This window comes from Cysteiniphilum marinum, from assembly GCF_014857925.1.
Lineage (GTDB): Bacteria > Pseudomonadota > Gammaproteobacteria > Francisellales > Francisellaceae > Caedibacter > Caedibacter marinus.
In genome coordinates, this window is the sequence record NZ_JACYVZ010000001.1 from 271856 (window position 1) to 287554 (window position 15699).

At 38.1% G+C, this 15699-nt stretch carries 14 protein-coding genes; 11 read left to right on the top strand and 3 right to left on the bottom strand.

Annotation, left to right across the window (positions count from 1 at the left end):
* Window positions 1-31 precede the first annotated feature (31 nt).
* Both IE867_RS01150 and IE867_RS01155 read left to right on the top strand, forming a co-directional pair.
* Window positions 32-931 (top strand): LysR family transcriptional regulator, encoded by a 900-nt coding sequence (locus IE867_RS01150; RefSeq protein ID WP_192482937.1) that lies wholly within the window; start codon window positions 32-34, stop codon window positions 929-931.
* 5 nt (window positions 932-936) lie between these two features.
* Window positions 937-1818: a LysR family transcriptional regulator gene (locus IE867_RS01155; protein ID WP_192482938.1), complete on the top strand. Its 882-nt coding sequence runs from the start codon at window positions 937-939 to the stop codon at window positions 1816-1818.
* Here IE867_RS01155 and IE867_RS01160 read toward each other — a convergent pair.
* Window positions 1815-3626, bottom strand: a complete 1812-nt coding sequence (locus IE867_RS01160; protein WP_225629907.1) for a cation:proton antiporter domain-containing protein — start codon at window positions 3624-3626, stop codon at window positions 1815-1817. The genes IE867_RS01155 and IE867_RS01160 overlap by 4 nt on opposite strands.
* Window positions 3627-3923: 297 nt before the next feature.
* On the opposite strand from IE867_RS01160, the gene guaA reads away from it, so the two are divergent.
* Window positions 3924-5474: a glutamine-hydrolyzing GMP synthase gene (gene guaA / locus IE867_RS01165; RefSeq protein ID WP_192482939.1), complete on the top strand. Its 1551-nt coding sequence runs from the start codon at window positions 3924-3926 to the stop codon at window positions 5472-5474.
* A gap of 9 nt (window positions 5475-5483) precedes the next feature.
* Here the strand turns inward: guaA and IE867_RS01170 are convergent, their stop codons facing one another.
* Complete coding sequence (locus tag IE867_RS01170) at window positions 5484-6329, bottom strand: MurR/RpiR family transcriptional regulator (protein WP_192482940.1); 846 nt, start codon at window positions 6327-6329, stop codon at window positions 5484-5486.
* 167 nt (window positions 6330-6496) lie between these two features.
* On the opposite strand from IE867_RS01170, the gene IE867_RS01175 reads away from it, so the two are divergent.
* The 4 genes from IE867_RS01175 (at window position 6497) to trpA (ending at window position 10542) form a co-directional block, all read left to right on the top strand.
* Window positions 6497-7564, top strand: a complete 1068-nt coding sequence (locus tag IE867_RS01175; protein ID WP_192482941.1) for a hypothetical protein — start codon at window positions 6497-6499, stop codon at window positions 7562-7564.
* Complete coding sequence (locus tag IE867_RS01180; protein ID WP_192482942.1) at window positions 7551-8471, top strand: FUSC family protein; 921 nt, start codon at window positions 7551-7553, stop codon at window positions 8469-8471. The genes IE867_RS01175 and IE867_RS01180 overlap by 14 nt, the downstream gene beginning before the upstream one ends.
* Before the next feature lie 114 nt (window positions 8472-8585).
* Entirely contained in the window at window positions 8586-9767 is a 1182-nt protein-coding gene (gene trpB / locus IE867_RS01185) for a tryptophan synthase subunit beta (RefSeq protein ID WP_192482943.1), read from the top strand.
* On the top strand, window positions 9760-10542 hold the full coding sequence (gene trpA / locus IE867_RS01190) for a tryptophan synthase subunit alpha (protein WP_192482944.1): 783 nt from the start codon (window positions 9760-9762) through the stop codon (window positions 10540-10542). The genes trpB and trpA overlap by 8 nt, the downstream gene beginning before the upstream one ends.
* Before the next feature lie 128 nt (window positions 10543-10670).
* On the opposite strand, the gene bioA is transcribed toward trpA, so the two are convergent.
* Window positions 10671-11945 carry an adenosylmethionine--8-amino-7-oxononanoate transaminase gene (gene bioA, locus IE867_RS01195; RefSeq protein WP_192482945.1) on the bottom strand — a complete coding sequence of 425 codons (1275 nt, stop codon included), beginning with the start codon at window positions 11943-11945 and terminating at the stop codon, window positions 10671-10673.
* 115 nt (window positions 11946-12060) lie between these two features.
* Between bioA and bioB the strand changes: the two genes are divergently transcribed.
* The 4 genes from bioB to IE867_RS01215 are packed head-to-tail and all read left to right on the top strand — an operon-like array spanning window position 12061 to window position 15611.
* A complete protein-coding gene (gene bioB, locus IE867_RS01200) occupies window positions 12061-13029 on the top strand; it encodes a biotin synthase BioB (protein WP_263971895.1) in 969 nt (322 codons plus the stop codon).
* Window positions 13010-14152, top strand: coding sequence for an aminotransferase class I/II-fold pyridoxal phosphate-dependent enzyme (locus IE867_RS01205; RefSeq protein WP_192482947.1), 1143 nt, complete (start codon window positions 13010-13012; stop codon window positions 14150-14152). Before bioB ends, IE867_RS01205 begins: the two co-directional genes overlap by 20 nt.
* Window positions 14149-14826 (top strand): hypothetical protein, encoded by a 678-nt coding sequence (locus IE867_RS01210; RefSeq protein WP_192482948.1) that lies wholly within the window; start codon window positions 14149-14151, stop codon window positions 14824-14826. Before IE867_RS01205 ends, IE867_RS01210 begins: the two co-directional genes overlap by 4 nt.
* Complete coding sequence (locus IE867_RS01215) at window positions 14820-15611, top strand: methyltransferase domain-containing protein (RefSeq protein ID WP_192482949.1); 792 nt, start codon at window positions 14820-14822, stop codon at window positions 15609-15611. Before IE867_RS01210 ends, IE867_RS01215 begins: the two co-directional genes overlap by 7 nt.
* Window positions 15612-15699 lie beyond the last annotated feature (88 nt).

Below are 15699 nucleotides of genomic sequence, written 5' to 3' on the forward strand. Positions count from 1 at the left end.
ATATAGTTATAAGTGTTAAGGATAAGCCAATATGGACAATGAAGATGTAGAGGTTTTACGTTTACTTTTAACCGGCGCCAAGGTAACTGAGGTTGGTGAGAAAATCAATCTCTCGCAACCGGCAGTAACAGCACGCATCAATAAACTCAGAGGTTATTTTGATGATCCATTACTGGTAAGGGAAGGAAAGGATATGGTGCTGACTACTAGAGCATTATCACTTAGCAATGCAATAACGCGCTTAAGCGAAAGCATTGAGAGCCTTTATCCAATGGAGTACTTCGATGCAAAAAACACACCGACAATTATCAATTTATATCTATCAGATGGACATTGTCATTTTTGTTTTGAGGAATATATTAATGCCATTTATGCAATCAATGATCAGCATGAAGTACGGATCACCGTTTTCCCTTTAGAGCAGGGTATTGAAGGGCGGTATGATTTCCAAAATGCTGATATTATTATTGGTACGCTTTATCCAATCAAGGGTTACACTCAAGAGATAATCGCTTGGGATGAGTATCAGTTAGTCCATCAAATGGATGCATTAAACGGTAATAAGAAGATTACAATGCAACAGTATTTAAAGTTAGCACATGTGGTCTTTGCTAAAGATGATGAAAGTAATCTTTTTTTAGAATGGCTATCAAAACCGGATCCACGAAATATTAAATTGCGCACGAATAATATTAATGTTGCGTCTGAGAGCATTGCAAAAGGAAGGTGTGTTGGAACGATAGGTTCTTCTTTTGCTAAGGAGCGTGGATTTGCTTATTTACCATTACCATTTGCAACACCGCTGTTGCCGATTGCCTTTTCATACCCAAATTTTTTGCAAATTGATGCCAAAAATCGCTGGATACGCAGTGTGTGTGCCAAAGTCATTCGTGCTAAAGCACAGTTATTTAAACTCAGACTGGAGGCATAGTTTACATGGATGTTAAAGATTATATTATTTTACAAACATTAATTACTGAGCGTAGCATTAGCAAAACTGCCAAGCTTATGAATATGTCACAACCTACGATCACTTTACGTTTAAACAAGATGCGCAATGAGTTGAAAGATCAGATTTTAGTGCGTAACGGTCATAATATGGAGGTAACGGCAAAAGCACACGCAATACTGTCAACCTTACAGCAAATAAATCAAGAATTTTCAGCTATTTTGCCGAATTTAGAACAGTTTGATCCTTATAAAACACCAAAACAGTTCACCATTCAAATTCTCGAAATTGGTTATTCAATAGTTGCTGAGCGCATTATTAATCAAATACAAAGCTATAATAGCGATCATGTCATTTCATTGCAGGTCTTTCCAACAGAATATAGTTATGAACAGATACATCAGTTTGAAAAAGCGGATATTATTATCGGTTTATATGAAAATTTATTGAATTTTACAATTAAGGCAATTATGGATGATGTTTTTATTTTGGCTTATGATCGTTATCCATTGCCAGATAAAGTGCTTGATTATCAAACCTATATTAGTTTGCCGCATGTCGTTCATACTATGAATAGCGACAATAACCGTTTTGTTCAAAGCTATTTGGGATCCCCAGACCCTAGAAACATTAAATTAAGATGCCAAATGATGGATCGTATTATTCCTTTACTACAAGATCGTTATGTGGCGACTTTACCTTTACAATATTCATTGCATAAAAGACTCAATGTTATACCCTTGCCATTTGATACCGCTAGAGTACCAGTGACTTTAGCATATCCTAAACATCTAGAGCATAATGTTCAAAATATATGGCTTAGAGAATTATGTGAGCGCGTATGCTTAGAATGTATTAATGAGATTTAGTTGTTTATATTCTTTGCCATTAATGCAGCAAGCATTTGTTTATTGGTGTTTGCATGGTCGATATAGTCTTTGTTCGTGCCATTTTCAAGCCATTCTTGTTTTAGTTTTTTCATGGATTCAATGTCATGCGCTTTGAAGATATTTACTTTTTGTGTGGCAATATCTTTATCGTCACCGAGCATTATAAGTGCTTCAATAGCCGCTGTACTAGCGGACTCAAAGGTCTCTCGAATAACATAATTAGCGCCTGCTTCTTCTAGCTCATAGGCATGGTGCCTATCGCGTGCTCGCGCAATAATTTTGATGTTTTTTTCATGTCGTCTAACCATTGCTACAAGCTCTGTTTGACTGTCACGATCATCTAAGGCTGCAACGAAAATAGTTGAATTCATAATGCCTGCTGAGATTAAAACCTCGGGTAAGAGCGCATTGCCATAATAAGCTGTATTACCATATTTTCTAAAGGTTTCAACCATATCAATATCATAATCAAGAATAACAGGTTCATGTTGGTTGGCATTTAATACGCGCGCGATAATTTGACCAAAACGACCAGCACCGGCAATAATAATATTGCTTTGATGTGCAATAGTGTCATTAGGCATGTTTTGTTTATTTTGATATTTCACGAGGATGACACGTTCATAAATTAAGAAAATTATAGGCGTTAACAGCATCGACAGAATAATGACTAATATGGCAATGCTCACAATATAGCTTTGAAATAACCCCAAGGTTAATGCAAATCCCAATAATACAAAGGCAAATTCGCTACCTTGTGCCAAAGATAGGCTAAATAGCCAAAAATCTGTGGTTTTAAGTCGGTAAACTTTTGCCAATAGTGCTAATATGGTGATTTTTGTACAAATCAGTAATAAAACAGCAACTAAGATATATATCCAGTTTTGAGCGAATAAAACAAAATTAATGCTTGCACCAATCGAAATAAAAAATACCCCCATCAATAAGCCTTTAAACGGGGATATTTGGCTTTCAATTTCATGGCGATATTCACTTTCGGATAAGATAACACCAGCAATAAAGGTACCCAGTGCCGCAGATAATCCCAGTGATTCCATTGTCAAAGAAACTGCAATAATTAGTAACAATACAAGAGCTGTAAATAATTCAACCAATTTGGTTTTAGCAACATAGCGAAAAACATACCTTAAAATATATTTGCCAACAAAAATCATCAAAATAATCACGGCTAATATTATCAGTGCTTGAACATAACCTGGCAAACTAGCCATAAACCCTAAATGTCTATTTGGTGCACTAGCGTTAGTTGAAGAAATAACAAGCATAGGCAAAATAGCAAAGATTGGGATCACTGCGATATCTTGTGAAATGAGCACTGATAGAATTGACTTACCAGCTTTGGTGTTTAACTGCTTTGTTTCTTGTAAGCTTTGCAAGACAATGGCTGTTGATGATAATGAAAAAATAAGCCCCAAAGCAATGGATGGATATAGCTCAAATCGGAAGATAAAATGTGTGAATAAACTCAAAAGTATCGTGGTTAACACGATCTGCATGCCACCTAGACCAAGTAACTGTGATTTCATATGCCAGATTTCTTTAGGCTTTAATTCCAAGCCAATTAAAAACATCATCATGACAACACCTAATTCCGCAAAGTGTTGGATCGATGATACTTCGGAACCAATCAGACCAAATAAGGGACCAATCAAAATACCTGCTAATAAATAACCTAAAACTGATCCTAGTTTAAATTTCTTGGCAATGGGCACAGTGATAATGGCAAAAAATAGAAATAAAGCAGCTTGAGATAGCATTGAGGTCATATAGATTCTTCCTAAGGTGCATAATTGATACTGAGTATTATTACAGCTTATTTCTGCTAGTGCATTAATTAACTGCTTACAATGCGCAGGGTGGCTATTATGAATGTTTAGCAGGCTATTAATAGCAGAAGATGATGTTCAGGTGTGACGCCTGCTTAAGCTATATATCTATGACACAGGTGAGTTAACTACCTCGGCACTTAAATTTTATCAGCAATTTCAAGCAAATGGATGCAATGTTTTATTGGCATGATATAATCGCGGGCAGTTTTTAACGTGGTGATGAGTACTTCCTGTATGCAAGATATACATAAGCATAGATTGTTGATTTTAGATTTTGGTTCGCAATATACACAATTGATCGCGCGTCGTGTGCGTGAAATTGGTGTGTATTGTGAGATTTATCCTTATGATGTTGATGTCAGTTTTATTAAAGATTTTGCTGCCAGTGGCATTATCCTTTCAGGTGGACCTGAGTCAGTTAATGAGTCGGTACATGTTAGAGCGCCCGAATGTGTGTTTGAATTGAATATCCCTGTACTTGGCATTTGCTATGGTATGCAAACCATGGCACATCAATTCGGTGGTGAAGTTGCCTCATCTGATAAACGTGAATTTGGTTATGCCAAGATTGAAATCAGTAAAGCAAATCCTTTGTACGAATCAGTGCCGCAAACTCAAGATGTATGGATGAGCCATGGTGATAAAGTGGTTGGTCTAGGAGATGAGTTTGAAGTAATTGCATCTTCTGAAAATGCACCGATTGCCGCAATGGCACATAAAGCAAAGCCATATTATGGTGTGCAATATCATCCAGAGGTGACGCATTCTGCTTATGGCAAAGAGTTGCTCGAGAACTTTGCCTTTAAAATCTGTGGCTGTGAAGCATTATGGAATCCTGCAAGTATTATTGAAGATGCCGTGCAAAAAATTAAAGCGCAAGTTGGATCTGATGAAGTCGTCTTAGGCTTATCAGGTGGTGTTGATTCATCGGTGGTTGCTGCCCTTTTGCATAAAGCCATTGGCGAGAAGTTGACCTGTGTGTTTGTTGATACTGGATTGTTGCGCTTGCACGAAGGTGATCAAGTCATGCAGACATTTGCTGAAAATATGCATGTTAATGTTGTGCGTGTGAATGCCGAGGAGAGATTCTTAGCTAAGCTTGAAGGGGTTAATGATCCTGAGAAAAAGCGCAAAATTATCGGTAATTTGTTTGTTGATATCTTTGATGAAGAATCAGCAAAGCTTAAAAATGCTAAATGGTTAGCGCAAGGAACGATTTATCCTGATGTGATTGAGTCAGCAGGCAGCAGTAGCGGTAAAGCGCATGTGATTAAGTCACATCATAACGTGGGTGGTTTACCTGAAGATATGAAGCTTGGACTGGTTGAGCCGTTAAGAGAGCTTTTCAAAGATGAAGTGCGTAAAGTGGGTGTTGAGCTAGGTTTGCCATATCGCATGGTTTATCGTCACCCATTCCCAGGCCCTGGTCTTGGTGTGCGTATCTTAGGTGAAGTTAAAAAAGATTATGCTGATATCTTGCGTCAAGCCGATGCGATATATATGCAAGAGCTAGAGAAAAGTGGCTATTATGATAAAGTCAGTCAAGCCTTTGCTGTATTCTTACCGGTGAAATCTGTTGGTGTGATGGGTGATCAGCGTAAGTATGATTATGTCGTTGCCTTAAGAGCGGTTGAGACGATCGACTTTATGACTGCGCGTTGGGCGCATTTGCCTTATGATTTGATAGGTCTTATTTCTAATCGGATTGTTAACGAAGTCAAAGGCATATCACGCGTGGTTTATGATGTCACAGGCAAACCGCCAGGAACGATTGAGTGGGAATGATCAAAATAACTAAATAATACTGTGTTGCTGCTTTAAGTTGGTTAACGCCGTTTTTGTTTTCTTTAAACGCTGAGCTGCACGCTGCTCATTCAATCTTGCGTAGTTATATACCAAAAAGTCGATAATTGTTAACTGCTTTAAGCGATGTGCCATCGGTACAAATAATCCGGTATCGACTTGCTTTTTGATATTCAAACGCACGCTTGCTGTTTGATCAACCGGTGAGCCTGGATCAGTGATCGTAATCACTTTTGCACCATTGCTACGTGCTAGCTTGCATAGGCTAATCAAGGCTTCTGATTTGCCACTGTTAGAAATGGCAATAATTGCGTCACCTGGTTCCAAAGAGCCTATCGCCATTGCCGACATATGCATATCAGGGTAGTAGCCAACTTTTGGCATCATTCTAAAGAGTTTATGGAAGCTATCAAAAGCAGTGCAGTTTGACGCGCCAAAACCACAAACAACGACTTTATTAGAGTCAATCAAAATATGTGTCGCTAACTCCAGTTGCTCAGCATCAATTTCACGATCAACATTAGCAATAGCAGCACGTGCGTATTGGGCAACCTTATCTTTAACAACCGCAGTAGAGTCATCAAGCTTAATATCAATAGATTCATTGATTTTACCAAGGGCTAGCTCCTCAGCAAAGCGAATCTTAAACTCTTGAAAACCTTTGCAACCCACCGCACGACAAAAGCGGACAATCGTTGGCTCACTAACACCAATGTTTTGTGCAATTGTAGTGATGTTTAAAGAAGTCGCTGCATGGCTGTTATCAATGATCCAATTCGCAACTTTTTGTTCAGATTTCCTTAATTTAAACTCCCCATTTTGAAGTTTTTCTAACATTGTTTCATCATGTCTCACGCTTTTGTACCCCTAAGTTGCAGCGGTGTCACTGCATTTCTAGCGTTTAAACGCTATAATTTGCAATGGCATTAAGATTTGCTTATAACCATAAAAATTGGGCGCATTATAGCATGGCGTGTAGATAATAAACATGGATCACAGTAAAAATGATAAAACATTTTATATACAACTTATCAAAGAATGATCCCGGGGCACATGTGTTGTCTATGGTGATCAAAGTTGGTGCGATTATGATTGTATATTTTTTAATCGCATGGCGCTTTGGACTTGTTTATGAGGTAATTATTTGGGTGTTTTATTTTCTGGCATTTGCTGCCATCGTTTGCGCAGTGGGCGATATATATTCACGGCGCAAGATATTTCTATGGTTTTTAGCAGGATTTGCCTTAGCATTAACTGCCTCTTATTGGCTGTACCCCTATAAGTTATTAAGTTTTACCTTGTTAATTATTTGTGCGTATTATGCCTTTTGGGTAAGGAAATATGACCCTATATTTAATCAGTTTCCTGGTTACTTAGTGATTGTATTGGCGATATCATCAATTCAATTACCAGTACTTAAACAAGATTTAATACAGTTATATATTAGTCTACTATGTGTAGGGATCGCCTTTTTTGTACTGGTGCTGATGCTGCGCCCATGGGATACACCAAGGCAGTTATTACGCGTCTTACAGATGCATGCGATTTTGCTGCAAAATGAAACACGCTATATCTTACGTATGGCATTTGATGTCAATGCAGATATTTTTGATATAGATAAAACCCAAAAAGAAGTTAATAAAAGGCTCATTACTTTACATGATAAAGGTGCTAGCTGGATTATTTTGCCTAAGCGCAAAATTGCTTGGCATAAATGCTATGGGCATTATCACAGTTTAGTGCAAAATACCTTTCGGTTGATCTTTTTCTACTACACTCTATCCAAAAGAAAATCGGCTATTGCGGAAAATATTATTAAAAAAACGGCAATTAAAGATATCGTTTATATGGCAACGAAGCTTGCCGTTTGGGTGTTTTTGATGAATAAAGATGAGGATTTTAAACATCAGTTAAATCAATTTAAAACATATAGCGATCATTTTAAACAAGAAGTATTAACAGCATCTAGCTTGAAAGGCTGCCAAGTCCTTGTTTTTGAGATAATACTTATTCTTGAGAGTATGCATAACACTGCGCTATCTTTAAGAGAGGTCGTGCATGAGATTAACTAATTGGTTAAATGCGTTACCGGCGTATAAGTTGTTGGCAATAAGGGTAGCAAGCGCTTGCTTAATTGCAATTGTATTAACCGAAGCCATTGGGTTACAACGTAACTATTGGAGTGTTTTGGCAATTATATCCATTAGCATTAGCGTGCATGCCAGAGAGGTTCTACTTCGTTCTAAAGCCGTTATCGTCAATACGATTTCCGGCTGCTTTATTGGGACGTTTGCTTATTATGTGTTAAATCTTTATGTGCCGTTTTATGTGATTATCACAGTGATCTTAGTGTTAGCGCTTTATACGCTTTATTTTAGTGTGGTGCATTATGCGGTGGGCGTTTTCTTTAGTAGTATTTTTGTGGTGATGTTTATTGGTACTTTATCCTTTTGGGATGTGTCGTTACTTATCGCACGCATATTAGATATTGCAATAGGGGCATTAGTGATTCTGCTAATTAGTAGGCTATTAAAACAGCGCAATTTAAGAGAAAAATTTTATGCAGAATTTTCATCGGTTTATTTGACGCATAAAGAGATTATTGAAATGTTTTTAATGCAAAGAGAAGGAAAAAACAAGACATCAATAGATAAAGAGGAAGGCTTTGATCAGAGTTTGGATAAAGAGATATTAAGGTTGCTTATCGATGAGTTGACATTGCAAGAAAAGCATGTGGTTGAGAACTTTATCAACACCAAAATAGAACTTAATAAGGTGCAAATCAATATGATTAAGGTGTTGCTGTCAACAATGCGTGAACTTATGTCGGTTTATCACGCCTTGTTGCTGTTAGATGATCGTCAAAGTAATCAAAAATTACTGCATTTTTGCCGCCAGAAATTAGTGATGTTTTTTGATCTGTTAAAAAATGAGTATGCTTTACTTGAAAATATAACTAATAACCCATCTAAAAAATAGTTGATTATGATAGTCTTGTATTTGTGTATCGATACATAATTGCAAAATTGTTTTGTACGTTGATAAAAAGCATGTTATCGTAACGGCACTTATGCTTAACTTAAATTTTAATTTATGCAATTAAATACACGCTATGGGCAATTTGGGGGCTGTTATGCGCCAGAGAGTTTGATGCCGATTTTAACAGAGATTGAGAAAGGCTTTATCGCCATTCAACAAGATGAATCCTTTCAGTTAGAATTTAAACGTTTGTTAAAAGACTACGCAGGACGCAAAACACCGATTACTTATATACATAACTTATCAGATAAATATGGTGCCAATATTTATCTTAAGCGCGAGGATTTATTGCATGGTGGTGCGCATAAAACCAATAACACCATTGGGCAGATGCTCTTGGCTAAATACCTTGGCAAAAAGCGTGTTATCGCTGAAACGGGTGCCGGTCAGCATGGTGTGGCAACGGCAATGACAGGAGCGATGCTTGGGCTTCAAGTTGAGATCTATATGGGGGCTGTAGATATCGCCCGACAAAAGCCTAATCTTGAGCGCATGAAATTATTTGGTGCTAAGGTTCACAGCGTGTCATCAGGAAGTGCAACATTGAAAGATGCGATCAATGATGCCATGCGTGATTGGATTACACATGCCGAGGATACCTATTATTGCTTTGGTACTGCAGCAGGACCACATCCATTTCCGGCCTTAGTGCGTTACTTCCAAGAGGTTATTGGTAAAGAAGCACGTGCGCAAATGCTTAAATTAACCAATGCTTTACCTGATGCAGTTATTGCTTGTGTTGGTGGAGGTAGTAATGCAATTGGACTATTTAGTGGCTTTTTGAGTGATGAGAATGTGGCTATTTATGGCGCTGAACCTGCTGGAAAAGGTATTGAAACTGGTGAGCATGCGGCAACGATGAATAAAGGTGAAATAGGTGTGTTCCATGGTATGCAATCACTGTTCTTACAAGATAAAGATGGGCAGATCAAAGAGCCTTATTCGATCTCAGCCGGCCTTGACTATCCTGGTATTGGACCTGAGCATGTTTATTTGCAAGAGAGCAAACGCGTGAGCTATCTTACTATCACTGATGATGAGGCTATTGCGGCATTTGAAGCGTTATCAAAACAAGAAGGTATTATTCCAGCCTTTGAATCAGCGCATGCATTAGCATTGGCGTTTCAATTGGCGCAATCGCAGTTGAAGGGTAAAACCATTTTGGTCAACTTATCAGGGCGTGGTGACAAAGATTTACAGAGTTATTTTAGATATAAAGGACTTTCCGATGAGTAATCGATTTGACACATTGTTTAGAAATCACAGCAAAAAAATATTTATGCCATTTTTTACCTTGGGTGATCCTAATTTTGATGAAAGCCTACATATCATATCTGCAGCAATTGATAGTGGTATTGAAGCGATTGAACTTGGCTTTCCATTTTCTGATCCAATTGCCGATGGTCCAACCAATCAACGCTCAATGGAAAGGGCACTAAAATCAGGCATGACGTTTGATCGCTGTATTGAGATGCTAAGTATTATTCGTCAAAAGTATCCAGATATCGCAATTGGCTTACTCATTTACTACAACCTTTTATTTAAACAAGGTGAAAGCGCTTATCAGAAACTTTCACAGGTTGGCATCGATGGTGTGGTTTGTGCTGATTTACCGTTAGAAGAGTCACAAGCGCATGAGGCATTACTTAGGAAGTATAATATTGGTGCGGTACAAATGGTTGCTCCAAACTCATCTGATGAGCGTGTCAAGCAGTTAGCCAGTCATAGTAGTGCATTTAATTATGTGTTAAGTGGTTTTGGTACCACGGGTGCTAAAAGCGAGATTGCTCTACAAACCATCGCACGAATCAAGCACGTAAGAGCGTTGATTGATCAACCTATGGTCGTTGGCTTTGGTATTTCAAAACCTGAGCATGTTCACGCAGTATGGCAAGCCGGTGGTAATGCGGCAATTGTAGGTAGTTACTTTACTTCATTAATTGAGCAGCATTTAGATGATACAACAATAGCAGCTGATAAAATACGTCAGTTTATTAAGGCATTGGAGTAATCAATAAATGGCTTCGACTGACGCTCAGCCAACGGTTATACCTTTGCCGTTCCCTGAGCGCAGTCGAAGGGAAGGGAAGAAACTAATAGCTTTGACTAATGATTAGCCAATAGTTATACATTGATGCTTCATAATAGCTCAAGCAATATCTCTCCCAGCCTATTTATCGTTTTAATATCAGTATTTAGTGGTGGCAGCCAATAAATAGTATTTCCCAATGGACGCATTAGTGCGCCTTTTTCTATGGCTCTTTGATAAAGCTTATAACCAGCACGTGGCTCTGTGGTTTTTAAATCAGCAGCAACAACGCCACCAAGGCTGCGAACATTATGCAGTTTTTGAGTGCTTTGAGCGATTTCTAGCATGATATTATGCATCGTTGGCGCCAATGTGTTATTAACATAGTTAAGTATACGCTCACGCTCAAAAATAGTGAGTGTTTCTAAAGCGACTCTTGAAGCCAATGTATTACCACTATGGGTATGCGAGTGCATAAAGGCTTTCTGTGTTGCGTAATCATCATAAAAAAGGGCATAAATATCATCATGCGTTAAGCAAATACTTAAAGGAAGCATGCCTGAAGTAATGCCTTTAGATAAACAAATAAAGTCAGGTGTAATATCAGCATGTTCACAGGCGAGCATTTTACCGGTGCGCCCAATGCCGGCCATAATCTCATCGGCAATTAAGTAAACATCATTCTCCTTACACCACTTAGCCAGTCTTGCTAGATAGTCTTTGCTATAAATCAGCATGCCACCAGCACCTTGAATCAATGGCTCGAGAATCACGGCATTAAGCTTATCTTTAATTGCTTCTAATTGCATTTGTGATTTTTGCCAAGCACTTTGTGTATCATGCCAAAGTGGGTCGTTAATGCCAGTCACATAAGGAATATCTTGCAAGAAAGTACAATCAAATAATAAGGATTGATAAGCATGCTTGTACAAACCTAAATCACTCACGCTTAAGGTGGCGCAAGTTTCACCATGATATCCATTTTGCAGTGCGGCAAAATGCGTTTTGTTTGTCTGTCCTTTGATAACACGTGCATGAATACTCATTTTCATCGCAATCTCAACAGCACAAGAGCCGTCACTGGCAAAAAGTGCTTTGTCAGTACGGGTAAGTTGGCAGAGCTTTTGCGTTAATTGCTCAATGGTTGTATTGGTGGTATTTGCCAAAATGGTATGCTCAAGTGTGCCTAGTTGCTGTGTTAAAGCTTTTTGCAAATCTGGGTGGCTGTGACCTAATGACTTACACCACCAGCTTGAGATTGCATCAATAATCGGTTTGTCATTATGATAGATAAAGCTGCCTTTGGCTTTGGTAATATTAAGAGGCGAGAAGGTTTCATAATCTTTCATTTGTGAGCAAGGGTGCCAAAGATTGGTCGAATACATTTTTTGTAAACCTTAATAAAATTATAAGTTGACTAAAGTGGCAAGTATATCTAGATTGTTGCCGATGTAAAAGTATCACAATGTGAAAAACAAAGGATAAAGGATAATAATGCCAATGATTAATTTAAATTATGCACAGAGCTTATATAACAAACCATTTAATGAATTACTATTTACGGCACAAACGGTACATCGCGAAAATTTTGCTAATGAAATTGAACTGTGTGTACTGCTAAGCATTAAAACAGGCAGTTGCCCTGAGGATTGCAAGTATTGTCCGCAAAGTGGGCATTATAATGCGGGTGTTCAAAAAGAAAAGTTAATGGATGTAGAGAGTATTGTATCACAAGCCCAAAGAGCTAAAGATCTTGGTGCTAAGCGCTTTTGTATGGGGGCTGCGTGGCGCAATCCACCGGAGAAAGCGATGCCACAATTACTTGAGATTATCCAATCAGTTAAGTCATTGGGATTGGAAACTTGTATGACTTTGGGAATGTTATCCAAAGCACAAGCAACAGAATTAGCCAATGCAGGTCTTGATTATTACAATCATAATCTGGATACCTCAGAGGAGTTTTATCAAGAGATTATTAGTACGAGAGATTACCAATCGCGTTTAGATACTCTGGAAGAAGTAGCAAATGCAGGCATGAAAGTCTGTTGCGGTGGCATTCTTGGGATGGGGGAGACAATTGATGATCGTTTACAAATGTTAGTGACACTGGCGAATTTAAAAACACCACCGGCAAGCGTGCCAATTAATCAATTGATTCCAGTGCCAGGTACACCACTTGGCAATAAACTAAAAAAAGCAGAGGTTGATAGCTTTGACTTTGTGCGCACGATTGCTGTGGCAAGAATCTTAATGCCAAGCTCAAAAATCAGACTGTCAGCAGGGCGCTCGCAAATGAGTGATGAAATGCAAGCTTTAGCATTTTTAGCAGGGGCAAATTCTATTTTTTATGGTGATAAATTATTAACTGCAGCAAATCCTTCAGAGAATCATGATCTGAAGCTTCTCAATACACTTGGCTTTAAAGTAACAAAAAACAATGAGGAGCATCATGAGCTTGTTAGCGAATGATGAGCGCTTAACGGTAATTAAACATAGCGGGCGTTATCGGCAACGCGTATTTACCCAAATACAAGATAAGTTTATCCATATTGATGAACTAGGGTTAATCAATTTTAGTGGTAATGATTATTTGGGATTATCACAGCATGTGGAGGTTAAAAAACAGGCGCAGCAAGCCATTGAGTATTATGGTGTGGGTAGCACATCATCAGCCATTGTTTCAGGAAGTCACTATCTTATTGAGGCGTTAGAACATGATATAGCGGCATTTGTAGGCTATCCACGTGCTTTGCTATTTAACTCTGGCTATCATGCCAATTTAGCGGTGATGAGCCTAATAGGAAAAAATGCTCAGACAGTGGTTGCGGATAAATTAGTTCATGCCTCTATTTTAGATGGCATTGCCTTATCAGGCGCCAAGCTTAAGCGTTATCCGCATCAAAATATTGATAGTTTACATGCGATCCTTCAAAAGCATCCAGAAGCTAACTATGTCATTACCGAAGGTGTTTTTAGTATGGATGGTGATATTTCGCCTTTAGCAAAGCTTGCCAATGTTGATCCTATTCAACTTATTGTTGATGATGCGCATGGCTTTGGTGTGTTAGGTCAATTAGGCAAGGGTGCGGTAAATCATGCGGGGTTAAATTTTGAGAATGTACCTGTCATGATTATTCCATGCGGCAAAGCGTTAGGTGCTATGGGTGCATTGGTTTGTGCAAGTGATCAGTTTATTGAGCTATTGATACAAACAGCGCGTAGTTATATCTATAGCACAGCACTTGCCATTCCGGTTGTTGCGGCTTTAAATGCGAGTTTAAAGCTAGTTATGGAGGGGAATTATTTGCGTGACAAGTTGTTTGAAAATATTGCCTTTTTTAACCACTATGCACAGAGACTAGGCCTTCATGTTGTGTCAGATGATTTGACGCCAATTCGCAGCGTTATCATTGGTGATAACCAACAAACGCAAAACATACAAAATATGCTTAAAGATAAAGGTTTTTATGTTTCATGTATTCGTCCACCGACAGTACCTGAGCATAGTGCACGACTACGCATATCACTTACCGCGTTGCATGATATAGGTGATATTAAAGCATTATTAGATCAATTGGTACGTGTGTTATGAGTACTCAAAATCATGTGTTTTTATCAGGTTGGGGCTTTAAAGCGAGTCTTTGGCAAGTATTTCACCCTGAAATATCCGCTCATCAATGCATCGATATGCCTTTTTTTGAGAGCATGGGTGAAAAAAATGAAGAACAAGTATTGCAGTATTTATCAAGGAAATTAGCCAAAGCCCAAGTCATTCATGCATGGTCACATAGTGGCTTGTGGGTTTTGAGACTTATTCAACAAAATAAATTAGATATCAAAAATAAAAGCATTTATTGTTATGGTTTGCCGTTGTTATGGCAATTTTCTAGTGATGAGAAAAAACAAGCCTTTATAAGACAATATGAATTAAACCCCCAAAAACTGTCACAGAAATTTTTAAAGCTTGTTGCTTTTCCAGAGGTTGATAGGCTTAAAGATCTAGAGTCATATTGCCTATTGGCAAAAGACGCAGAGTATCATAGCCAATTAAACTATTTAAAGTGGATGTTTTCTTTTACTGAAAGAATGCCAATAACAGATGTCATTGCTTTGTGTAAAGAAACTGGAATTACTATATTTCTGGCAGAAAATGATGCGATTGTTGATAGTACATCTTTGGCAAAGTTATTTAATAGTAAGCTCACAAAGAACCAAAGCCACTTAGGCTTATTACATCTTGCTGGGAGTGAGGTAAGCGCATGCTAAAATCACCTCGTATAAGCTTTAGTGCCGCTAAAGACAGTTATCATCAACACGATCAAGTGCAACGCAAGGTAGATGAAAACTTGAAAAATATGGTATTTCAGTATCTTGAGCAAACTCGAAATACACAGCACATATTAGAGCTAGGCTGTGGTGATGGTGTTAGCAGTATTGATATAGTAAAAAAGATTATGCCATTGACTTATGATGCAGTTGATATTGCAGATGTGTTAATTGATAAAGCAAAGGAGATAGCAGTTGATAGCTCGTCGATATCAAGGTGCAACTTTAACTTTATACAAGGTGATTTTAATCAATCATTTTTCTGGCAAACATTACCGCAAAAAAAATATGATGTTATCTATAGTAATATGGCGCTACAGTGGTCTTATTGCTTACAAAGATTATTCAAATACATTGATCAAGTGTTGACTGTAAATGGTATGTTTGCGTTTTCTATTCCGTTGGATGGCACCTTTGAGGAGCTTAAAAAAATTGTTCGTATTAATAAGTTTACAATGCATCATGAAATGCAATCGTTGTTTAAATCATTTAATTGGCAGTGTCTAAGTATCGATAAGCAAAGCATTCAACTAGAGTTTGTTAATAGAATGGCACAGTTAAAACATCTAAAGAGTACCGGTGTGAATAGTTATTTAGGAGATGAAAAGAGTGAGAAGGGTGAAAAGCCAGAGGTGAAATCACTTTGGCGATATTTGCGTGATGATAATGAACAAATGACAACGTTAAGTTATGAGGTTGGGTTATATGTTATTACAAAGGGGTAATTATTGAATTACCTCTACGATGGTGTATGCATCGGGCAATTCATGAATTGCCTTTACGGTGGTGTGTGGTATATGCCGGGCCATTCGT